We start from the raw sequence: 21184 nt of genomic DNA on the forward strand, positions 1-21184 counted from the left end.
AATTGATTGTACGTTATTGGGGGTATTTTAGTTGCTAAAGTATGATGAAAAAAAAGATTCACGACGCGGCGTTCCGCTTCGATTTTCGGTAATGAGCGGCTCCGCGACCGTGGTTAGTAACAAAGATTGCTCTAGATTGCAAGCGAATCCAGCCATATTATAAGCATCGGATTCGAATCAACCTACAATAGCTACGTCGCTAAAAGATAAGTATCAGAGATATCGAAGATTTTCGGGGCTTAAGGCCCCGGTTTTTTTAGTTCTTTGAATATTATAAAAAACAAATGTAATTGGATTGATGTTTTATGGATATTGGTGCGAAGAAACAGCAGAATTTACGCTTCTCCGAGAAAGAAATCGCGATGATTCAAAAAGTGGAGCAGTTCCGGAAGCGGCACGAGAAATTGAGTGCCAGCGGAAGGATCAAACAGATCAAAGGACTCTTTGCAAAGTTGATTTCCTATCACAAGAAATTCGATCGGGTTTTTTCCGAAATGCAGAAGTTAGTCGAGGAGGTCGACGAACTGGAGAGGAAGTTGAAAGCGGTAGGAGTCGGCGATCTGCTGGGAAAGTTGAAGAGCAAGAGGGTTTAACTGAAATTTGAAACCCCGGAGTTCGGATTGTCCGGCTCCAAGAAAACGTGAGTGAATCGATTGCGGGTTTCAGCTTTTCGAATCGGAGGGCCGTCAGTTAGGATAAATCTATGGGATTTTTTCATTTTTTGGTCCTGAAAGAAGCGTGGCAGGAAAAGTCGGTTGACGCCAAAAAAACGCAGGAATTAAAAATTATCTTAGGCGTTAAAAGAAGGTGTCAGTCCGATGTCCGAATTGTTCCTTTTTCGATTCCGAATATTTTTGATTTTTAGGTAGGTTGGAATGGGACTCATCATGTTCGGACTCGTATTCGGGTCGGCGGTCTTTTTTTATAAATATTCCCATCGTACCAATTTAAGCAAAGCTTTTGCCTTGATGGCATCCACCCTGTCCTTTTGGGGATTTTCCCTTTTTTGGAGCGACTACTCTTTTTTTTCCGGATTCCAATGGACGATGATCCAATTGATCACCGTTTTTCCGTTATTCGTTCCTGTCTTACTTACCTATATCACTTATAATTATACCCGTCCGATGGATCTGAAGAACCCTCCTTTGGCACTTACGATCCTTCATACGATCGTGATCGTATATTTCCTTTGGCTGTCCTGGGAAGGGAGGCTTTCCCCTTTCGTTGCCGAGAATGGGGAAAGCGTTTTCCGGGGAAATTTCCAATATTACTTTCCGTACTGCGGATATATCATCGGATCCATTTTGGTTTCTCTTTTCGTGATGATCCGAAACATCCTCCGAGGAGAGCATTTTGTCCGACTTCATTCGATTTATATGTTTACGGGCGTTTCCGTAGGGGGATTCGTTTCGGTCGTATTCACTCTGGTTCTGCCTTTACTGGGAATTCATTTAACGTTTTTTTCCATCTTCGGGCTTCTCATATTTCTCTGGGTCACCTGGATCCCTTTGGAAAAATATTCCCTGTTCAATGCGGATCTTCTGGATTTTAGAATAGAAATGAGGCACCCGAAAATCTCGAGCGTGATTCTGGAAATAAACAGATTTTTCTTAAGTAAACTGTATCCGAATCAGTTCGAAGTGGCATGCAAGAAGTTCGAAGATGAAATCGAAAAAGTGCTCCACAATAGCGGATCGAAATTGGTCCTCGATCATCGGAGAAATCCGGAAAGTTTTCCTTCTTATTTGAAAGGTTATATTCAGGATATAAAGAAATCGCTTTTTAAATCCTAGAACCGTCCCGTCTTTTGTCGCGGGACTTTTTACTCCATTGCGCTCGTCCAGAACGCTTGGGCGATACTTTCCTGACCGGAAAGACGTTCTATCAGCGAATCGAGCTCGCCGCTTTCTACGGAACTGGATACGAGCACTGCCTGGATTTCCACGGAATCGGACCCGAACGGACTTATGATCAGGTCGCGTATCGGAAAGCCTTTGGTCTCCAGAAGTTGTTCGAGAAATTCCAAGGCCTCCTTATGTCTTTCCCGGTCGGCGATGATCTTTACGATATTCGTCACTTCCACAAATCGTGTGTCCAAAGGTTGGCGATTGATGCGGTTTACGATCGGACGTAATAGAGTGTTGGTCGCCAAAATGAATGCGGAACCTAAAAAAGCTTCCAGTAAAAGATCCGCTCCGGCGCAGGCGCCGACCGCGGCGGAAGTCCATAACGTGGCGGCGGTATTCAATCCGCGCACATTTCCTTCTCCTCTCATGATCACTCCGGCTCCTAAAAAGCCGATTCCCGAAACCACATAAGCGATGACATGAATCGCTCCTTCGTGTCCTTGGAGACGATTCGCCGCGTCCACGAAGATGGCGGCTCCGACGGCTACAAGGACGTTCGTTCTTAGGCCGGCAGTCCGTTGTCTGTACTGCCTCTCTAATCCGATCAGGCCTCCTAAAACGAAGGCGGCACCTAAACTTATGAGAGTGTCCGTCAAAGAAGCGAAATTGATTTTATGAAAGGCTTCCATTTTTATCTTCTATATCCTGATTCCGAATTTTATCGTTATCTGTGCGGAAGCTCCACGATAAAAGAGGAGCCCGAGCCTTCCTCGGATTTTACCGTGATCGTTCCTCCGTGCAATTGCACGATCCGACTCACTAAGGCTAATCCAATTCCGTTACCCGAAGCGAAATTGGAATTAAAACCTCTATAAAACGAATCGAAGATTTTGGGAATCTCGGATTCCCGGATTCCGACTCCGTTGTCCGTAAAAGTAAGAATCGTTTTTTCCTTAAAATGATTTATGGAAACCGTGGATTGTTTGTTTTCGGAAAATTTGCATCCGTTTTCCATCAGATTGGAAAATGCCACTTTTAAAAGATACTCGTTTCCAAGAATGGATATGAAGTCCAGATCGTCTCCGAAATCGCTCGCGAAATGAAGGTTCAGGCTGTAATTTGCGTTTTGTTTGATCAATTCCTGTCGCGCGTCCAGCAGGATCTCGTCTAGACGCAGGGATTTGAATCCTATTTCGGACGAATCGTAATTGGCCTTGGCCAAATCCAGCAGTCCGTTTATTAAGCGAACGATCTTTTTGGCGTCTTCCAAAGCCGAAGCGATCGTTTGCTTGTACTCCCTTACCCCTCTGTCCTTGTTCTTGGATATTTCCAGTTCGGTGATCAATGCGGATAGGGGGGTCCGCAATTCGTGGGAGATATGGGACACGAAATGTTTTTGTGATTCGAAGGATTTTTCCAATCGATCCAGCATCCTGTTCAACGTTCTCGCTAGTTTGGAAATCTCGTCCTTTCCGTTTCCTTCGTTTACGCGGAGGTCCAGGTTCTTTGCCGTGATCTCTTCGGTTTTTGTGACTAGATCCGTGACCGGTCGGAGAGCTTGGATGGAGAATATTTTGCCTGCTAGGAAGGTGAGGGAGACGCAGATCAGGAATCCGAATGCGAGTTTGTATTTGAACTTTTTCAGGATAGCCAATCCGTATCCGTCCACTGCGGCGGCGGTTATTATGTAGTCCGACCCGCTGTGATGGTATACGAATCCCACGGCTTGAACGGAATCCGTGTAAAAATGGATTTCCTTTTCCTTGAGAATCCGCTCGAACATTTCCTTGGATTCTTTGACTTTGTCGTTATCGGAAGAGTCGTGGTATAGAAGGTTGAAATCTTTGTCGTAGATCGCGACCTCATCCTGAAAATAGGAGTTCGGTGCGCTTGCGTAGATCAACTGCAGCGATTGAGGGTGGATCTTGGCGCCGATGAGCAGATCGGCTTTGGTCATTCCGAGTTGTTTTAGTCTTTTGTAAAATTCCTCCTCCCTATCTTCGGAATAGGTAATATAAATGGATACCGCGAAGAAGAGTAAAAGAACCGCCACTATGGAGGAGAAGATTAGGGTCAGTTTATTCCTTAGTTTCACGGATCAGCCTTCTTTGAAGATGAATCCCATTCCAGGTTTGGTATGTATGAGCTTCGCTTCAAAATCGTTATCTATCTTTTTTCTAAGATAGTTCACGTACACGTCTATAAAATTCGTGCCCGTATCGAAGGAGGTTTCCCAGACTTTTTCGGAGATTTCGGCCCGGGAAAGGACTCTGTCCGGGTTCCGCATCAGAAATTCGAGAAATTTGAACTCCTTCGGGGTAAGATCTATCTCTTTTCCTCCCCGGCGTACTATTTTGGTCTTCAGGTCCATTTCCAGATCCGAATACTTCAATAAATCTCCCGGATATTTCGGAGGGGCTTGGTTCCTTTTTAGAAGCGCCTTGATTCTCGCCAGAAGTTCCCTAAAATCGAAGGGCTTTACCAGATAATCGTCCGCTCCGGCGTCGAATCCTTCCACCTTGTCGTCCGTCGTTCCCAAGGCAGTGAGCATAATGATCGGAATTTCCGGCTTGGAATTTCGAATGATTTTGCATAACTCGATTCCGTTCATTTTCGGAAGTATGATGTCGGCGATGATCAGGTCGAAGTCGTTTTGTACGGCGATTCTACTCGCCATTTCCCCGTCGTATGCGGTGGATATGGAGAAGCCTTCCTCTTCCAGTCCTCGTTTGATCAATTCGGAGACTCGAACGTCGTCTTCTATTACCAATATATGCATTCAAATAACTCTAAGTTTTCCGCTTTTACGGCAAAATAAGATTATAATAATACAATTTATCGAGGTTGAAGAATCGTAAATTGAAATACTGTTTTTTGCTGAAAGTCTATCGATCTTGCGCGATCGATTTTTTGATCCGTTTTTGATCGGATTTTCTCTAATAAAATTCTAAAGACCTTCTAAGGAAATTTTAATTGGCGTATTTCCAGGAAAAACCGAAAAGAAATCGCTCCGACGGCTCGACGTATTTTGATGGCTTTGCGAGTAGCCGTTCTCGGAAACCCAAGTATTAATATCTTATTTTAGCGGTCGAAATGTTTCTTCTTCGCAGATATCCGTCTTCGTTTTCCCTTTTTTACGCTTTCCAAAACCGCGGATCTTGGATGCGAATTCCTCTTTCCGGATTTCTTCCGATTCTGAAGGCGTTTGCACTGTGTTTCTTACTGTGGCGTTTGGTATTTGTTTCCAATCTGAACGCGCAAGTTGCACCGGACCAATCTCCCGCTTCGAAGTGGGACGACATGATCCAGGAATATACCTCGGAAAGTCTAGCGGACAAGCAGAAGAGAAAGGATACTGCCGAAGAAAAATACAGGACGAAATATTTTTCCGTCAATATCGGGCTGGGTTTTTCTCACGCCACGGGTTCCGTTCGGCGTCACGACTATGTTGCCTTGCAGACCCAAGGTCATTATGTGAAACCGAATCTTTTTTTGGAACTCAAGTCTCGAGATTTGGCTCTTGCCGAATATTTCGGCGTACAGCTTCTGAGTCATACGACCACATTCAGCTTCGACAACCAGGAGATGGATTCGATTCCGGATAACGTGAGCGCTACGAACTACGGTTTGGATAACTTCATCAATACCAGACTCCAAAACCGGACCAAACGAGAGGACGTAGGAACGAACGCTAACGGATATTATTCCATCCTGCTGCCGGCCTTTTTTTGGGGAAGGCCGAATTCGGACGGTTTTCGGTTCGGCGGGGGCGTGGGAGTTTCCGTGGTGAACGAAAGCGGGGACATGTATATCAAGAACAGGTACCAACCTTTGATCGCGTCCTTATCGGCGGACCCGAGTACTGGGTTTCATTCCTCCGCGTACATACAGACCTTGACCGCCTATAATATTTTATCGGGAGTGGTGGATCTCCCTGTGCAGTCAGCCTTCCTTCTGAATTCGCAAAAATTGGATACTCCTACCTTAGCGGCATTCCTGATGGCTCAAGGCTATTCCCCGCGAAAGTCGGATTTGATCACATACGAGAATCTGGTGAATTTTTGGGGAGTGGATCCGATGACTGCGCTCGTTCTCAGTGTTTATCCTAAAAAGAAGATCCAGCAAAAAAACGCGATAGGGACAGGATTCATGCTTTTCTTCGAGACTCCCATGGTGTACGGGTTAAAAGGAAAGATGACTCTGGGGATTCCGTCTTTTTCCGCCGACCACGGATTTAAGGCGGATATAGTTAACGTTTCTTTTACGTTGTATTATCCGATACAATTCTGAAGATAAAGATGAAAAAGAGCGCTTTTATCGGTTTCTCCTTATTTTTCCTCGGAACGTTTCCTTCCCCTTCCTTTGGGCAGGATCCTCTCGCCATCGGTTCCTCCAATCCGGAGATTCCTTTCGGGGATTATTTGAGCGATGTATTGAACAACAATTACGAGCTCGCATCCAGAAAATACGGGGTGAATATTTCCGAGGCACAGATCGATGTCGCCAGAAAATTTCCGAATCCGAACTTCGTGGTCGGGAACCAGTCCGCGGACATTTCCAATAAACATCTTCCCCAACAATGGTATGCCGGTTTCCAAGGTACCGTAGAGCTCGGAGGAAAGCGGTCCGCGAGGATCAATCTGGCCACCAGTTTAGCGGACCAATCCAGAGCATTGTTTGCGGATTTTCTACTCCAACTGAGGGCGGATGCCACGATCACGTACGCGAATTCTCTTTCCATCCTTTTGACCATTCAAAGGAAAGAGGAGTCCCTCCGCAGTCTCCAGCAATTGGTGGATTCCACCGCCATCAAGTTGAAATTCGGGGACGCTTCCGAAACGGACGTGACCCAGGCCGCGATCGAAGCGAACCTGATGAAGAACGATTTATTGACCTCCCAGTCGGACCTGAAGGCGGCCTTGTTGGCGATGAACCAACTGATGTGCAGAAAGGACAGAGGTTCTCTTTTTTATCCGAAAGGGAATTTGAATATTCAAGTTAAGAAATACGACATGGAAGAATTGATCCGTCATGCTCTTGAAAAACGGCCGGATGTGATCGCCGCGAGATACAACAAGGTCGCCGCCGGCAACAACCAGAAATTAACGATAGCGGATCGGGTGCCGAACTTCAATTTCGAAGTGGCGAATAACTTTTATACTAGATCCACGAACGCGACGGGACCTTCTCCCTCGTACTACGCGTTGACTTACTTTTTCGGAGTCACCATGCCGATTTCGAACATGTATACCGGGGATTTGGAAGCGGCTAGGCATCGGATCAGCCAATCGGAAGTGGACCTAGAGGCCGCTAAGTTGAAGGCGGAAGTGGACGTTAAACGCGCTTATCTCCAGTACCAGCTCGCCAGCGAACAATTGAAAATCTATAATTCGAGCATATTAACCGACGCTGAAAAAGTGTATAAGGGAAGGCTGTACAGTTTCCAAAGGGGAAATGCCTCCTTATTCGACGTGTTGAACGCGCAGAGAATGTTGAACAGCGTATATTTCACGTATTACCAAGACCTAAAAAACTACGCCATCAAAGTGGTCGAACTCCAAAGAGCGGCGGGCATTTGGGAAATAGAACTATGAAAACTTTTATAAAATTCCTTCCCGTTCTTTTGATCGTGCTCGCCTCATGTAAGAAGGCGAAAAAACAGGAGCCGTTTCCGGAGGACTTCATTGTAGACGGGAACAGGATTTCACTGCCGGAAAATTCCACTCTTCGCGGAAGATTGGCCACAGGCCTGATCAAGTTGAAGGATTTCCGAAAGGAGGTCCAGGCCCCCGCTTCTGTCGAGGCCAACTCCACGAAGATGGCGAAGGTGACCCCTCCTTTGGTGGGGAGAATCATCAATATATATGTCAAGCTCGGGGACACGGTGAAGCCCGGACAGGTTCTGTTTACGATAGACTCTCCGGAACTGGCGCAAGCGCAGAAGGACTATCTCAGTGCAAAAGCCGAGATCATACAAGCGGAGATCAATATGAACCGCCAAAAGGACCTTTTCGATAACGGCGTAGGGATGAAGAAGGACGTAGAACAGACGAAGACGAACTTCGAAGTCGCAAAGAGCCAGTTGAAACAGGCGGAAGCACGATTAAAAATATATAATATAGATCCCGAAAAAACCAGCCTGGGCGAGCCCTTGAAGGTGTATTCTCCGATCCGAGGAAGAGTGATCTCCATGGGATTGGCTCCCGGGGAATATCATAACGATCCTAACCAAAACCTAATCACCATCGCGGACCTATCCAGCGTCTGGATCACGGCGAACGTGAGGGAAAAAGATATCCGTTTTCTCGCGGAAGGGGAGGACGCCATTGCCCGTATATCCGCCTACCCGGAAGATCGCTTCGAGGGAAAAGTACTGTATATAGACGATATTCTGGACGTGGAAACTAGAACGGTGAAAGTTCGGGTCGGATTCGACAATCCTCAGAGAAAAATGAAACCCGGCATGTTTGCCAGCGTGACCTTCCGGTCGAAAGTGGGCAAGGCGCTTCTCATTCCCGCAAAATCCATCATTCAGGAAAACGATAAGAAATTCGTGTTTCTGAAAATATCCGACGGGAATTTCGAAAAAAGGGAAATCATAACGGACGACTCCGATTCTTTTCAGGACGAGATCGTGGTCACCGACGGAATTGCGGACGGTGACGAGATCATCACGGAAGGTACTTTTTATCTTCTAAAAATGAAATAGCTCCGGAAATTCCGGAAGAACGGTTTATAAAATGATCTTCAATTACTTAAACTCGACGATTTCCAAAAGAATCTTAATCATAGCGCTTTTTATTCTGCTTTGCGTTTTCGGATTCTATTCTTGGCAGCAACTTTCGGTCGAGGCTTATCCCGATATCGCGGACGTGACGTCTCAGGTGATCACGCAATTCCCCGGTCGGGCCGCGGAGGAAATCGAGGAGCAGATCACCATTCCGTTGGAAAGGGCGCTGAACGGGACTCCCGGTTTGTCGGTGATGAGGAGCAAAAGTACGTTCGGACTTTCGATCATCACTCTCGTATTTCAGGAGGGAGTGGAGGATTATTGGTCTCGGCAAAGGATCAAGGAAAGGATAGAAGGGGTGTCTCTTCCTTCCGGCGCAAAACCGGAATTGGATCCGCTTACTTCCCCCATCGGCGAGATTTTCAGATACACGTTGGAATCGAATTCCAAGGACGTCCGGGAATTGCGCGAACTGCAGAAGTGGTTGGTCATTCCCAAGCTGAAGCAGGTGCCCGGAGTCGCGGACATCTCCAACTTCGGCGGGATTACCACGCAGTTCCAATTGGAGATCGATCCGAATCGTCTGACCCAATTCGGTGTCTCCCTCTCTCAGGTCATCGATACAGTACAAAAAAATAATACGAATTCCGGCGGCAGTCTTCTGAAAATGGGGGATCTAGGATATGTGGTCCGAGGAATCGGCCGGATCCGGTCGCTTTCGGATCTCGGGAATATCGTAGTCGAGTCGAACAAAGGAGTTCCCATTTATCTAAAGGATTTGGGGGAACTGAAATACGGTAACCTGGAGAGAAAGGGGATCGCGGGTAAGGATTCGAATCCCGACGTGGTCTCCGGAATCGTACTCCTGTTAAGATACCAGAACCCCAGCGTAGTGCTGAAGGGGATTCACGAAAAGGTGGCGGAGCTGAATAACGGCCTGCTTCCGAAGGACGTTAAGCTGGTTCCGTATATGGACCGGACGGATCTCGTAAAGACTACTTTGAGTACTGTGTCCAAAACCTTAACGGAAGGGATCGCTTTGGTGATCATCGTACTCGTGGTTTTTTTGGGGAATGTGCGGGGAGCGGTACTGGTCGCGATCACGATTCCGGTTTCTCTCCTCATCGCTTTTATCCTGATGAACTTCACCAAGATTCCGGCAAACCTTCTTTCCATGGGAGCAATAGACTTCGGCATCATCGTCGACGGGGCCATCGTGATGATGGAAAGCGTTTTGAAAGCGAGGGAAGAGGATCCGGATCGGACGCTTACCGTCACGGACATCGCGACGGTGACTGCAGGAGTGGCGAAACCGATTTTCTTTGCGACGATCATCATTATCACCGCATATTTTCCCCTGTTCGCGTTCGAAAGGATAGAAAAGAAATTATTCACTCCTATGGCCTATACCGTCGGCTATGCGCTTGCGGGCGCCCTTTTAGTGGCCTTGACTTTGATTCCCGGTCTGGCGTATATCATGTACCGAAAGCCCCAGAAACTCTATCACAACCGATGGCTGGAAAGACTTTCCGAAAAGTATAAATCCATAATAGAGTCCACTCTCGATTCCCCGAAAAAAGCCTTCCGTTATTTCGGAGGCGCATTGGTTCTGACGATTTTTTTAGGAATCTTTATCGGAAAGGACTTCCTTCCCGAATTGGACGAGGGATCGATCTGGCTACAGGTACAGCTTCCCCCGGGAATTTCCATCGCGAAGGGTTCCGAAATGGCGGACGAGTTGCGTCATGAAACCTTGAAATTCGAAGAGGTCTCCCACATGGTGACTCAGCTCGGAAGGAACGACGATGGAACCGACTCTTGGACTCCTTCCCATATAGAGGCTTCCATCGGACTGAAACCTTACGATACCTGGAAAAGCGGCAGGATCAAACGCGAACTCATAGGCGAGTTGAGAAAAAAATATGCGACTCTTCCCGGATACATCGTCAGTTTTTCCCAGCCTATGATAGATAACGTCAATGATAAGATCGCCGGAGCTCATAGCGAGTTGGTTCTGAAAGTTTACGGCGAGGATTTTCGGGAAACCAGGGAACTGACGAAGAAGGTGATGGGCCAACTGAGATCCACCCAAGGCGCCTCGGACGTCGGGATCGATCAGGAACCTCCTTTGCCTCAAATCCAGGTGCGTATCGACAGGGAAATCGCCGCAAGATACAGTCTAAACGTTTCGGACGTATCGGATCTTGTGGAAGACGCGATCGGAGGGCAGGCTATCGGCGAACTTTTCATCGGGGAGAAGAGATATGATATCACCGTGCGTTATGCGGAGAGATTCCGAAATACGCCGGAGGCCATCGGAAACCTGACCTTAACCGCGCCTAACGGAGCCAAGATCCCGATATTCCAGGTCGCGGAAGTAAAATTGACCACGGGGGAAAGTACGATCACCCGGGAAGGAAATCGCAGGCACTTGACCGTGAAAGTGAACCTAAGCGGACGGGATCTTTCTTCTTTCGTTAAGGAAGCCAAGGAGAACATAGAGCAAAACGTCCGATTCGATTCCGAGAAATACCAGATCGTCTGGGGAGGTCAGCTGGAAAACCAGGAAAGGGCCAATAAAAGACTCGCCATCATCGTTCCGTTAGTGATCTCCGTGATGTTCGTCCTTCTTTATGCCGCGTTCGGAAATTTCAGGCACGCTACTCTCCTTCTTTTGATCGTTCCCGCCGCGTTATTGGGCGGACTTATCGCGCTCATAGTGAGGGGGATGACCTTGAACGTTTCCAGTTCGGTGGGGTTCATCGCCTTGTTCGGAGTCGCGATCCAGAACGGAGTGATCATGGTTTCGCATCTGAACGAACTCAAAAGTAAGGGGCTCCCTTTGAAAGATTTGGTGATCCAAGGCGCCACGAGCAGATTAAGGCCGATTTTAATGACGGCAACTGTCGCCGCCTTGGGATTGTTACCTGCTTCCCTCGCGACGGGAATCGGAAGCGATGTGCAAAGACCTTTGGCTACCGTGATCGTATACGGATTGTTTACCGCCACCGGGATGACTTTGTTCATTATCCCTGCCATCTATTACCGTCTGGAGACTGTCTTTCTAGGTAGGAAGTAATCCGTAGGCATCTAAAAAAATACTGGTAAACATATGTCTTCTAGCCTAGACTGCCCGGAACGGCGACCGAATGAACTTCCTAAGCCTTTTTTCCCGGATATGTAAAGTTCGCAAATGAATCCGAGCTTTGGACTCGTGCGGTAGAGGAGAAGGTTGAATGATCCACCCCATGTATTTACGGGCATTCGGAGAGAACGAGGACGCAAAGCAGTACTTTTTGGAAGGATACAAATTCCAAACGGAAGGGGATCTAAAGAAGGCCTCTTTTTACTACAGGAAAAGCCTTTCCCTTCGTCCTACCGCCGAGGCCTGGACGTTTCTCGGCTGGGTCTATTCCTTGGCAGGCAAAACGGAAAAGGCGATCGAATATTGTCACCGCGCCATAGATACGGATCCCAAGCTCGGAAATCCGTACAATGACATAGGCGTCTATCTGATGCAACAGAAGAAGTTTTTGGACGCGGTTCCCTGGTTACAAAAGGCGAAGTCCGCACCTAGATATGAAGTCCGGATCTATCCGTATTTCAACGAAGGTTGTTGTTGGGAAAGCCTTGGATACCTGGATCGGGCCAAAAAGGAATTCGAAGCCGCATTGAAAATCGATCCCGATTACGAACCTGCGCTGCTCGGATTGAAAAAATTAATGGCAAGGTATAACTGAAATCCAGCGGAGAAAATTCCTTTACAAGATTTTTTCGGTCTAAATAGTAAGATATCTAACTAAATGGGGGGTGGCGATGGATTCCATTCGATTTGCGGTCGAGGACAGCATAGGGAGAATCGGACTAAATACCGATGAAAGGAATAGCTTTACCTTGGCGGAGTTCCGTAAGCTAGAGGAAGTTCTGGACGGCGCGGCAAAATCCAAGTTGAGTGCACTCGTGATCGCTAGCGATCGGGAAGGTGTCTTTTCCCAAGGTTTGAACCTTTCGGAATTGAGTTCGGAGGAGAGTCGCAAGGATTTGTCCCCATTTCTAAATCATTTTTTCGGAATATTGGAAAAGATTTATTTTTTTCCTTCACCCGTTATCGCCGAAGTCGGAGGACATGCGATAGGGTACGGTGCGATGATCGCGATTGCCAGCGATTTTCGCATGGGACTCCCGAATCTTAGGATGGGGCTTCCCGAAGTCAAGATCGGAATTCGAGTCCCGGCTTCCGTTGCTCGGATGCTTGCGAATATCGTAGGCTGGAAGGAGACGGAGCAGCATATCATTTCCGGGGAAATGTACAAAGGTTCGGAAGCGTTAGAGATCGGTTTGTTGGACGAAGTCTACCAGACGCCCTCGGAACTGAAAATAGCGTCCTCCAAATTGGCCAAGAAACTCTCCAAAAATTCCCGCTCCGCGGTGGGAGCTTCCAAGGAAGGAATGAGGTATCTGAATCGGGAACTTGCGGAGATATTGAAATATGATAAGGAAAAAACCAAGGAAAGCCTTAAGACTCCCGACGCGCACGAAGGAGTAGCGGCTTCATTGGCGGGAAGAAGAGCCGAGTTCGAAAAATAGGCTTAGATGTTCCGGGAATTTCTGAGATGAGTATAGATTTTTTCTAATAAATCAAAGAGTTGTTCGGACTCTTGCGGATTTAAGCCCCAAAGTTTCAGTGAGAGAACGCGCGACCCTATTTTGGACGCGGTTCTCTTGAGAGATTTGCCTTTTCTGGTAAGTTCTATGTTCGTCTCTCTTTTGTCCTCTTCCGAAGAGTATCTTTTTACCAGACCTAACTCTTCCAATTTGCCGACTAGCACGGTGACGGTGGGTTTTTTTCTATGGATCGCTCTGGCGATCAAGGACATATTCGTCTTCTGCTTTCGAAGTAGAAAGGTCAGGATTTCGAAATGAGACGCGGAAAGACTTTGTAAATCCTCCACTTCCTTTAAGCCCTTCTCGATTTCGTTGTTCAGAAATTCCGCGAGGCGAGGAAGATATTTGACGGAATGAAACCTTCCCGAGGAGGACATGACTCCGAGAGGATTTTATTCCGCCCTAAGTTCGTCAAGTGATCTACGGATTCTTCTCGAAAAGGGGAGCTTTAGATACGGATCTTCTGAAATACGAATACGCCGCGGAATACAAAACCAGTGAGACAAAAAAGGACCAGTATCTCGGAAGATAAGCCCAAGCAAGGAGAGCGGGAATGTTCGCAAGAGTAAATAGGAGCGCGACCCATCCTTTGCGGTGGGTGCGGACCGCAAAAAGCTGGTACAAATGAATGCGATGGGCTTGGAAAATATTCTCCTTTTTTTTCAGCCTAACGAAGATCGTAAGTAAGCCGTCCGTAAAAAATACGGGGGCCAAGAAGAACAAATCGGAAACTTCGAACGGCTTCTTGCCTTGGACGTAGAAGGGAAGTGCACCCAGAGCAAAGCCTAAAAATAGGGAACCGGAATCTCCTAAAAACAATTTCGCCTTGGGAAGATTCCACGCCAAAAAGCCGAACAATGCGGCAAAGATGGATAGATAAGAAAAGGGTAAATCGTTACCGGTCAAGAGGATCGTCGCAAAGGCGGTAAATACGAGATTGGATACGAGGTAGGTGTCCAAACCGTCCATAAAATTGCAGAGGTTCACGAAAAACAGAAGGTAAAGAGAAATGAGCGCGATCTCTCCGTAACCTCCGGGCGAAACTCCTAGGTCCATTCCGAACAAAGAGATCCGGAACGGAGCCAAGCCGATCCAAGCGACCAGGAATACGAACTCAGCCCCGAAGCGCAAATACGGGCTTAAGCCCTTTACGTCGTCCCCGAATCCGACCAAAAAAAAGAAAAAGACTCCCGTCCACCAATGCAGGGGAAATTCGGAACGGCCGAAATAGCTCCATACGATTAGAATCAGGCTGGAAGAAAAAAAGATCCAGATCCCTCCCGATTTTTTGGTCGCGGCCTGGTGCATGCTACGTTCGTTCGGAATGTCCGAAATCGAAATCCGTTTCGAACCTATATAAAGTCTGCATAGACCTAAGGAGAGTAAAAAAGTCGCGGAATAATAGACCAGAAGTTCCGTAGAAACGTGCATCGACAAACCCAGAATTGCGACGGACGGACTCCAGGCAACTCGGAATCCTGTTCCTAAACCGGGGAAGCTGCGCGGAAGGGAAATCCGAGGGTATTTTTATTGCCAAATCCTCCCGGGCTAAGGAATTTACAAATTATGTTTCAAGGCGTTTATACGGCCATCATCACCCCTTTTCGAAACGGAAAAATAGATTACGACGCTTATTTTTCACTCTTGGAAAAGCAGATATTGGGAGGCGTGAGCGGCGTGGTACCTTGCGGAACGACCGGGGAGTCGCCGACTCTATCCCACGAAGAGCATGCGGAACTCATTCGGGAGACTGTCCGGACTGTCGATAAGAGGATCCAGGTCGTGGCTGGAACCGGATCCAATTCTACGAGAGAGGCGGTGGAACTGACGGAAGCCGCTTGCAAGGACGGGGTGGACGGGATCCTGCAAGTGAATCCCTATTACAATAAACCCACCCAAGAAGGAATGTTTCTGCATTTTAAGGAAGTCGCCGATCATTCTTCCGTGCCGATCATGCTGTACAATATTCCGGGACGCACCGGTGTGAATCTTTTGCCCGAGACGGTTCTTAGGCTTTCGGAGCACCCGCGTATCCGATCCATGAAAGAGGCGACGGGAGATCTGGGCCAGATGTCCAAGTTGATTTCCCTTGTCGGAGACAAGATGACCGTGCTTTCCGGAGACGATAACCTTACCCTTCCTCTTTTAGCGGTCGGCGGAGTCGGAGTGGTTTCCGTGATTTCGAACTTATTTCCATCCAGCCTGGTTCGGTTGGTGGATTGCTTCCGTAAAGGAGACCTAACGACCGCTAGACGTATCCATTACGATTTTTTGGATTTGTTCGCATTGGCATTTACGGAAACGAATCCGATTCCGATCAAGGCTGCCATGAGCTGGCAAGGACATTGCAGTCCGGAGATCCGTCTTCCGCTGACTCCGCTGTCCCAAAATGCCGCGGCGGAAAAATTGAAAAAGACCGTCGCCGCCTTGATCGAGAAAGGTTATAATTAAGGGGAAATTCTTGGCGGGAAAAAATCGAATCGCGGTAATCGGGGCCTCTGGCCGAATGGGGAAGGCTATCATTCAGGTGCTTTCCCAGTCCAAAGAATCCGAACTTTCGGCCGCAGTGGTCGGAAAAGAGTCGGTGTGTCTTGGGTTGGATGCCGGTTTAAATTCCGGATTGAAGCCGAACGGGATCCTCTTCACGAGCGATTTGGAGAAGGCGATTTCGGAGGCGGATACGATCATCGATTTTTCCCTCCGTGAAGTTTTACAGGAAGTCCTGCGCGTCTGCGTTGCGGCGGGAAAACCGGCCGTCGTGGGGACGACCGGGATCACCGCAGAACATAAGAAATTACTGATGGATGCCTCTTCTAAAATTCCGATCGTCTACTCCCCTAACATGTCCGTGGGAGTGAACCTTCTTTTCAAGCTGACGGAAATCGCGGCTAGGGTAATGGGAGATTTGGCGGATATAGAAATCCAGGACATACACCATCGTCACAAGAAGGACTCCCCCTCGGGAACCGCCGAAAAACTGAAGGCGATTCTTTTGGAAACCCTGGGAAGATCCGAATCCGACGTGATCCACGGTCGACACGGGATTTTACCGGAAAGGGATCCGAAAGAGATCGCGATCCATTCTTTTCGGGCCGGGGAAGTGATCGGAGACCATACCGTCTTTTTCTTCACCCCGGAGGAAAGGATAGAGATTTCCCATAAAGCCCAGGACAGAAAGACGTTTGCGGTAGGTTCCGTACGGGCGGCGGAGTTCTTAGTGGGAAGAAAAAACGGTCTGTACGACATGTTTTCCGTGTTGGGCATCTAAGGAAAAAAGGACGATGGGGTTCTTTAAGAATATTACCCTTTTTCAAAACGATCGGTTCGGGATCAACGTCATCCTGGACATACTGATCGTAAGTTTCCTGATCTATCAATTTTATGCGACCATTCGCCGGACCAGAGGCGTCCAGCTATTGTTGGGAATCGGACTGATCTGGTTATTGGGAATCTTTGCCCAATACGCCGAGTTCGAACTTTTGGACTGGATCATAGATAATATACGTCCCGCGCTCGTATTCGCCATCATCGTCTTATTGCAACCGGAACTTCGTAAGATCACCGGAGACATGGCCAGGTTGAAGTTCTTTCGTCCCTTTCTTTTAAAAACGGTTACGGATCTGGACGAAATCGTGGAAGCGGCCAAAATCATGGCCAAGAATAAAACCGGTTCAATCATCGCCATCGTCCGGGAGCACAGTCTGAAGGAAATTACGGAACAATCGGTCCAGTTGGATGCGATCCTCTCGACGAGTTTGCTGCTTACCATCTTTAAAAAGAATACGGCCCTTCACGACGGCGCGGTGATCATAGAGCAGAACAGGATCGCCTGCGCCGGAGCGTTTTTGCCCATGGCCCAGAATATGGACGATGCCAGAATGGGTGCAAGGCATAGGGCGGCGCTCGGAATCGCGGAGGAATCCGACGCCGTGGTCGTGGTGACTTCCGAGGAAACGGGCGAGATTTCCGTCTGCCACGACGGAGAAATGATCCATCCGGTCAAACCCATAGAGTTGAAGAATCTGTTGAATACGATTCTTCACGAAAAGAAATCCGGTCCGGAAAAGAAAGGGGAAGGGGACGAAAAGGAGGAACAGAGTGATTAAGGCCCTCCTAAATAACTGGCAAGCTAAGTTAGGCTCCCTGGTCCTTGCGATCGTATTTTACATCAATCTTCAGAATTCCAAGATCCTCGTACGGGAAGTGAATATTAAGATCGATTACCCGAAACTCTCCGGAGGGATGGCGATCTCAAAGGGATCCGATACCACATTCCCGGTCAAGGTGGAAGGGGTTCGCGACTACGTGAACTTTTACTCTCCGTCTCTAAAGGCTTATATTTCCGCGGCGGACCTTCATCCGGGGGAAAACCTCGTGAACGTGGTCCGCATCGGAGGAGTTCCTGCCGGACTCCGGGTCACCCGCTTGAAAGACAAGGTCAAGATCGTAGTCGATTCCAGCATCACGAGAAACCTTCCTTTAGAAGTGAAATTCTCCGGGGATCCGCCCAAGGATTACGTCAAGTCCTCGCATTTTATCTCTCCGACCAATCTCGCCGTGGTCGGGAGCCACGCCCATTTGGAGAAAATCGGGAGAATTTCCCTTCCGTCCATTTCCCTAAAGGACAAAACCGAATCTTTTACGACAAAACAAAAACTTCCCGAACTTCCTTCCGGAGTCCGTTATCGGGATAACGTAAAGGAAGTCTCGGTCCGCGTGAACATCATCGCGATCTCCTCCACGCCGGGAGAAAGCATAGTACTGGGAGTTCCGATCAAATGCCAGACTTTGGATAAAAGTCTGGAGGCGGAATTTTCCGAGCAGGAAATTTCCGTAAAACTACAGTCAAAAACTCCTTTGAGAAGTATCCAGATCATTAAGGGTCTGTCGGCTACGGTCGCCTGCACCCACAGATACGACCCGAAGGCGAAAAAACTTTTGCCAGATAGCAAGCCGGTCATGGCCAAAGTTCGTTTAACGAAAGCGCCTTCCTTGAAATCCGTGGACATACAGAGTTTCTTTCCGGACAGGATCTCCATTTTGTATCGGATCCGGCCGGACCTAGACGGAGAGGCAGGAGAGGAGCCTACGGAAGGCGAGGCGGAACAGAATTCGGAAGAACCTCTGCCGGAGCCCGAGGAAGAATGAAAATATCGATCGGAAACGATATCGTAGAAAACGACCGCATCCGCGATCTTTTGGACAAGCACGGAGAGCGCTTTTTAAAGAGGGTTTTTTCCGAGACGGAAATCCAGTATTGCAACGGGCGAAAGGATCCGGTTCCTCATTTGAGCGGCCGCTTTTGCGTTAAGGAAGCCTTTATCAAGGCGATAGAAGCAGGGGATAAGGTCGCATTGGACATGCGCGAAATCGAGCTTTTCGGAAAGGAATTCGGAAAAAAAGAATTGGTACTTCACGGAAAATCGAAAGAATTGTTCCTCGAGAAAGGTTATAGCGGCGTCTCCGTTTCGATCAGTCACGCGGAGAATTATTCCACTGCCGTAGTAATCCTATATAAGGAGTGAACGTATGGTCTCCGAGTCTTTCAAGGAAACTCTTCGCCTGTATAACGAAGGTCTACAGCTTTACAAGACCAGAAAGTTCACGGATGCCTTAGGGCTGTTCAAAAAAGCTCTGGAAATCACCCCCGGAGACGGACCGTCCAAAAAATACATAGGCCGCTGCGAGGCTTTTATCGCGCAACCTCCTCCCGAAGATTGGGACGGAGTCTTTGAAATGAAAACGAAATAACCTCGGTATCATGACCAAAAAAATAACAACCGCAACAAAACCCATTCGTACAGTCACCGAACACGGAGCCATATCTACCGTTTTGGGAAGGGAAACGGCATTTTCCGGGATTCTGAATTTCCGTAGACCGCTGGAGATCCTGGGCGAATTCCATGGGGAAATCGAATCCGAAGGTTTCCTTTTGGTAAGCGAAGGGGCCAAAGTCCGGGCAAATATCAAGGCAGGCACCGTGGTTGTAGGCGGAGAAATCACCGGCAATGTGATCGCCACCCAGAGATTGGAAATGCTTCCTACCGGAAAAGTGAACGGAAATATCAAGACGGCCAAGTTGCAGATCGCCGACGGAGTGGTATTCGACGGCAACTGCGAAATGATCCTTCCCAATAAGGATTGACCTCTAGGCCAATTCTGCAAAATTGGTATCTACCAGCCCGAAACGACCCATGGACGGCGCAAAAGCGGGAAAAATCGCCCTTGCCATTGTCCTAGGTTCCTTGGTGGGAGCCGTACTAGGCGTTCTGATCGATCGCCTGCTAGGGATTCATTTCCTTTCCGTCTACCTGCTCCAGGAAGCCGTTCGGCTGGAACTTTACGTAATCAAAGTCGAAGTTCAAGTTACCCCTGCGAGTCTTTTGGGACTTGTGGCGACATTGTTCTTCGTACTAAAAAAGGGGTAAACAACTCATGTCAGTAATTTCCATGAAAAACCTTCTGGAAACCGGAGTTCACTTCGGACACCAGACCCGGAAATGGAATCCGAAAATGGCTCCCTATGTCTTCACTGCGAGGAACGGGATCCACATCATCGATCTTCAAAAGACCGTACAAAAAGCGAAGGAAGCATACGACGCGTTAAAACGTCTGACCAACGAAGGGAAAAAAGTCCTATTTGTCGGAACGAAGAAGCAAGCTCGCGGCGCCATCGAAAGAGAAGCGATCCGCTCCAATATGTATTACATCAATAACCGTTGGCCGGGTGGTCTGTTGACGAACTGGAATACGGTTAAGAAGTCCATCGCAAGATTGAAAAAATTGGAAGCGATGGAATCCGAAAACACTTTCGAAAAGGAAGTGAAAACCAAGAAAGAAATCCTTTCTCTCCGTCGGGAATCCGAAAAATTACGCAAAACTCTGGGCGGAATCAAGGACATGGTTTCCATTCCGGACATTCTATTCGTGATCGATCCTAAAAAAGAGGAGATCGCGGTGAAAGAAGCCCGCAAACTCGGTTTGAAAATATTCGCCGTTGTGGATACCAACTGCGATCCGGAACTGATCGATTATCCGATTCCCGGTAATGACGACGCGATCCGCGCCATTTCTCTCTTCCTGGAGACGATGTCCAATGCGGTGATCGAAGGGACAGGTGGAGTCGTTGAACAACCTAGATTCAGCGAAGACTTGGATTCCGAGGCTCTGGCTCTGGAATACCAGGGAGAATACGATGAGAGCGGTAAGTTCATCATGGACGAGGATCCCGAAAAAGGCAAAAAATCCGAGGAACAACCCGCAGCACCCGTAACCGCTCCCGAATCTTCTTCCGCAGCGGCTACGATCGAAATCGACAAGAACGAATAAGGAGGAGTAGAAATTGTCAGCATCTACCACAGACCTGATCAAGGAACTCCGCGACCGCACCGGAGCGGGGCTCATGGACTGCAAGAAGGCTCTTGTAGAAAATAACAACGACCTGGATAAGTCCGCCGATTGGCTCCGGGAAAAAGGAATCGCGAAGGCCGCTAAAAAGGCGGGTCGCGTAACCAAGGAAGGTCGTACCGTTTCCTATATCCACGGAGACGGCAAGATCGGAGTTTTGCTCGAACTCAACTCGGAAACGGACTTCGTCGCGAGAAACGAATCCTTCGAGGCTCTGGGCAAAGAACTCTGTCTTCAGATTGCGGCCATGTCTCCCTTATACGTAAGCGAAGACCAGGTGCCCGCGGAGGAAATCGATCGTGAAAAGAAAATGATCGAAGCCCAACTTAAGGAAGAGGGTAAAAAGTCCGAGCAGATCGAAAAAATCGTTCCGGGTAAGATTAAGAAATATTTTTCCGAAATCTGTCTTTTGAACCAAGCCTTTATCAAGGACAATTCCAAGACGGTCGACGACCTGGTTAAGGAGTCCATCGCGAAGTTCGGCGAAAACATCACCGTAGCCCGCTTTACCCGTTACCAGGTAGGCGGCCTGTAA

Annotated in this window: 23 protein-coding genes; 18 read left to right on the top strand and 5 right to left on the bottom strand. The window is 48.1% G+C overall.

Features of this window, described 5'->3' with window-relative positions:
* The first annotated feature begins 305 nt into the window (after positions 1 to 305).
* Positions 306 to 593: a hypothetical protein gene (locus tag EHO61_RS11935; protein WP_135813825.1), complete on the top strand. Its 288-nt coding sequence runs from the start codon at positions 306 to 308 to the stop codon at positions 591 to 593.
* 282 nt (positions 594 to 875) lie between these two features.
* Positions 876 to 1793, top strand: coding sequence for a hypothetical protein (locus tag EHO61_RS11940; protein WP_135813826.1), 918 nt, complete (start codon positions 876 to 878; stop codon positions 1791 to 1793).
* Between the two features lie 29 nt (positions 1794 to 1822).
* Here the strand turns inward: EHO61_RS11940 and EHO61_RS11945 are convergent, their stop codons facing one another.
* The 3 genes from EHO61_RS11945 to EHO61_RS11955 are packed head-to-tail and all read right to left on the bottom strand — an operon-like array spanning position 1823 to position 4626.
* Positions 1823 to 2536, bottom strand: a complete 714-nt coding sequence (locus EHO61_RS11945; protein WP_135813827.1) for an MgtC/SapB family protein — start codon at positions 2534 to 2536, stop codon at positions 1823 to 1825.
* Positions 2537 to 2571: 35 nt separating this feature from the next.
* Entirely contained in the window at positions 2572 to 3942 is a 1371-nt protein-coding gene (locus EHO61_RS11950) for an ATP-binding protein (RefSeq protein ID WP_135813828.1), read from the bottom strand.
* Positions 3943 to 3945: 3 nt separating this feature from the next.
* Complete coding sequence (locus EHO61_RS11955; protein WP_135813829.1) at positions 3946 to 4626, bottom strand: response regulator transcription factor; 681 nt, start codon at positions 4624 to 4626, stop codon at positions 3946 to 3948.
* 383 nt (positions 4627 to 5009) lie between these two features.
* Between EHO61_RS11955 and EHO61_RS11960 the strand changes: the two genes are divergently transcribed.
* The 6 genes from EHO61_RS11960 to EHO61_RS11985 all read left to right on the top strand — a co-directional run bounded on the left by EHO61_RS11960 (position 5010) and on the right by EHO61_RS11985 (position 13164).
* Entirely contained in the window at positions 5010 to 6137 is a 1128-nt protein-coding gene (locus tag EHO61_RS11960; RefSeq protein ID WP_135813830.1) for a hypothetical protein, read from the top strand.
* 8 nt (positions 6138 to 6145) lie between these two features.
* Positions 6146 to 7441, top strand: coding sequence for a TolC family protein (locus EHO61_RS11965; protein WP_135813831.1), 1296 nt, complete (start codon positions 6146 to 6148; stop codon positions 7439 to 7441).
* Positions 7438 to 8556, top strand: a complete 1119-nt coding sequence (locus EHO61_RS11970; RefSeq protein ID WP_135813832.1) for an efflux RND transporter periplasmic adaptor subunit — start codon at positions 7438 to 7440, stop codon at positions 8554 to 8556. Before EHO61_RS11965 ends, EHO61_RS11970 begins: the two co-directional genes overlap by 4 nt.
* A gap of 31 nt (positions 8557 to 8587) precedes the next feature.
* Positions 8588 to 11656: an efflux RND transporter permease subunit gene (locus EHO61_RS11975; protein WP_135813833.1), complete on the top strand. Its 3069-nt coding sequence runs from the start codon at positions 8588 to 8590 to the stop codon at positions 11654 to 11656.
* Between the two features lie 160 nt (positions 11657 to 11816).
* Positions 11817 to 12317, top strand: coding sequence for a tetratricopeptide repeat protein (locus EHO61_RS11980; protein WP_167884875.1), 501 nt, complete (start codon positions 11817 to 11819; stop codon positions 12315 to 12317).
* A 76-nt stretch (positions 12318 to 12393) separates the two neighbouring features.
* Entirely contained in the window at positions 12394 to 13164 is a 771-nt protein-coding gene (locus EHO61_RS11985) for an enoyl-CoA hydratase/isomerase family protein (RefSeq protein ID WP_135813834.1), read from the top strand.
* A gap of 2 nt (positions 13165 to 13166) precedes the next feature.
* Here EHO61_RS11985 and EHO61_RS11990 read toward each other — a convergent pair whose 3' ends face one another.
* Both EHO61_RS11990 and EHO61_RS11995 read right to left on the bottom strand, forming a co-directional pair.
* Positions 13167 to 13619, bottom strand: coding sequence for a MarR family winged helix-turn-helix transcriptional regulator (locus tag EHO61_RS11990; protein ID WP_135813835.1), 453 nt, complete (start codon positions 13617 to 13619; stop codon positions 13167 to 13169).
* 43 nt (positions 13620 to 13662) lie between these two features.
* Entirely contained in the window at positions 13663 to 14673 is a 1011-nt protein-coding gene (locus tag EHO61_RS11995; RefSeq protein ID WP_135813836.1) for an MraY family glycosyltransferase, read from the bottom strand.
* Positions 14674 to 14808: 135 nt separating this feature from the next.
* Between EHO61_RS11995 and dapA the strand changes: the two genes are divergently transcribed.
* From dapA to tsf, 10 genes are read left to right on the top strand one after another with little or no spacing between them, the layout of a single operon-like run.
* Entirely contained in the window at positions 14809 to 15693 is an 885-nt protein-coding gene (dapA, locus tag EHO61_RS12000) for a 4-hydroxy-tetrahydrodipicolinate synthase (protein ID WP_135813837.1), read from the top strand.
* 10 nt (positions 15694 to 15703) lie between these two features.
* Positions 15704 to 16510, top strand: a complete 807-nt coding sequence (gene dapB, locus EHO61_RS12005) for a 4-hydroxy-tetrahydrodipicolinate reductase (protein ID WP_135813838.1) — start codon at positions 15704 to 15706, stop codon at positions 16508 to 16510.
* Positions 16511 to 16523: 13 nt separating this feature from the next.
* Positions 16524 to 17348, top strand: a complete 825-nt coding sequence (cdaA, locus tag EHO61_RS12010) for a diadenylate cyclase CdaA (protein ID WP_135813839.1) — start codon at positions 16524 to 16526, stop codon at positions 17346 to 17348.
* Positions 17344 to 18390, top strand: a complete 1047-nt coding sequence (locus tag EHO61_RS12015) for a CdaR family protein (protein ID WP_210415343.1) — start codon at positions 17344 to 17346, stop codon at positions 18388 to 18390. The genes cdaA and EHO61_RS12015 overlap by 5 nt, the downstream gene beginning before the upstream one ends.
* A complete protein-coding gene (acpS, locus tag EHO61_RS12020; protein WP_135768423.1) occupies positions 18387 to 18767 on the top strand; it encodes a holo-ACP synthase in 381 nt (126 codons plus the stop codon). Before EHO61_RS12015 ends, acpS begins: the two co-directional genes overlap by 4 nt.
* A 4-nt stretch (positions 18768 to 18771) precedes the next feature.
* Entirely contained in the window at positions 18772 to 18993 is a 222-nt protein-coding gene (locus EHO61_RS12025) for a tetratricopeptide repeat protein (protein ID WP_135768422.1), read from the top strand.
* A gap of 10 nt (positions 18994 to 19003) precedes the next feature.
* Positions 19004 to 19387 (top strand): bactofilin family protein, encoded by a 384-nt coding sequence (locus EHO61_RS12030; protein WP_135813841.1) that lies wholly within the window; start codon positions 19004 to 19006, stop codon positions 19385 to 19387.
* Positions 19388 to 19409: 22 nt separating this feature from the next.
* Complete coding sequence (locus EHO61_RS12035) at positions 19410 to 19670, top strand: hypothetical protein (protein ID WP_210409363.1); 261 nt, start codon at positions 19410 to 19412, stop codon at positions 19668 to 19670.
* Between the two features lie 7 nt (positions 19671 to 19677).
* Positions 19678 to 20571 (top strand): 30S ribosomal protein S2, encoded by an 894-nt coding sequence (rpsB, locus tag EHO61_RS12040; protein WP_135813842.1) that lies wholly within the window; start codon positions 19678 to 19680, stop codon positions 20569 to 20571.
* Positions 20572 to 20584: 13 nt separating this feature from the next.
* Complete coding sequence (tsf, locus tag EHO61_RS12045; protein WP_135813843.1) at positions 20585 to 21184, top strand: translation elongation factor Ts; 600 nt, start codon at positions 20585 to 20587, stop codon at positions 21182 to 21184.

Source organism: Leptospira fluminis, assembly GCF_004771275.1.
In the GTDB taxonomy this organism is placed as follows: domain Bacteria; phylum Spirochaetota; class Leptospiria; order Leptospirales; family Leptospiraceae; genus Leptospira_B; species Leptospira_B fluminis.

Excerpts from the sequence above, each read along its gene's own strand:
- EHO61_RS11970 (WP_135813832.1), top strand. The coding sequence starts at position 7,438 with ATGAAAACTTTTATAAAATTCCTTCCCGTTCTTTTGATCGTGCTCGCC.
- rpsB (WP_135813842.1), top strand. The coding sequence starts at position 19,678 with ATGTCAGTAATTTCCATGAAAAACCTTCTGGAAACCGGAGTTCACTTC.
- acpS (WP_135768423.1), top strand. The coding sequence starts at position 18,387 with ATGAAAATATCGATCGGAAACGATATCGTAGAAAACGACCGCATCCGC.
- EHO61_RS12025 (WP_135768422.1), top strand. The coding sequence starts at position 18,772 with ATGGTCTCCGAGTCTTTCAAGGAAACTCTTCGCCTGTATAACGAAGGT.
- EHO61_RS11940 (WP_135813826.1), top strand. The coding sequence starts at position 876 with ATGGGACTCATCATGTTCGGACTCGTATTCGGGTCGGCGGTCTTTTTT.
- EHO61_RS11960 (WP_135813830.1), top strand. The coding sequence starts at position 5,010 with ATGCGAATTCCTCTTTCCGGATTTCTTCCGATTCTGAAGGCGTTTGCA.
- EHO61_RS11945 (WP_135813827.1), bottom strand. The coding sequence starts at position 2,536 with ATGGAAGCCTTTCATAAAATCAATTTCGCTTCTTTGACGGACACTCTC.
- EHO61_RS11990 (WP_135813835.1), bottom strand. The coding sequence starts at position 13,619 with ATGTCCTCCTCGGGAAGGTTTCATTCCGTCAAATATCTTCCTCGCCTC.
- EHO61_RS11985 (WP_135813834.1), top strand. The coding sequence starts at position 12,394 with ATGGATTCCATTCGATTTGCGGTCGAGGACAGCATAGGGAGAATCGGA.
- dapA (WP_135813837.1), top strand. The coding sequence starts at position 14,809 with ATGTTTCAAGGCGTTTATACGGCCATCATCACCCCTTTTCGAAACGGA.
- EHO61_RS12030 (WP_135813841.1), top strand. The coding sequence starts at position 19,004 with ATGACCAAAAAAATAACAACCGCAACAAAACCCATTCGTACAGTCACC.
- cdaA (WP_135813839.1), top strand. The coding sequence starts at position 16,524 with ATGGGGTTCTTTAAGAATATTACCCTTTTTCAAAACGATCGGTTCGGG.
- EHO61_RS11965 (WP_135813831.1), top strand. The coding sequence starts at position 6,146 with ATGAAAAAGAGCGCTTTTATCGGTTTCTCCTTATTTTTCCTCGGAACG.
- EHO61_RS11995 (WP_135813836.1), bottom strand. The coding sequence starts at position 14,673 with ATGCACGTTTCTACGGAACTTCTGGTCTATTATTCCGCGACTTTTTTA.
- EHO61_RS11955 (WP_135813829.1), bottom strand. The coding sequence starts at position 4,626 with ATGCATATATTGGTAATAGAAGACGACGTTCGAGTCTCCGAATTGATC.
- EHO61_RS11935 (WP_135813825.1), top strand. The coding sequence starts at position 306 with ATGGATATTGGTGCGAAGAAACAGCAGAATTTACGCTTCTCCGAGAAA.
- EHO61_RS11975 (WP_135813833.1), top strand. The coding sequence starts at position 8,588 with ATGATCTTCAATTACTTAAACTCGACGATTTCCAAAAGAATCTTAATC.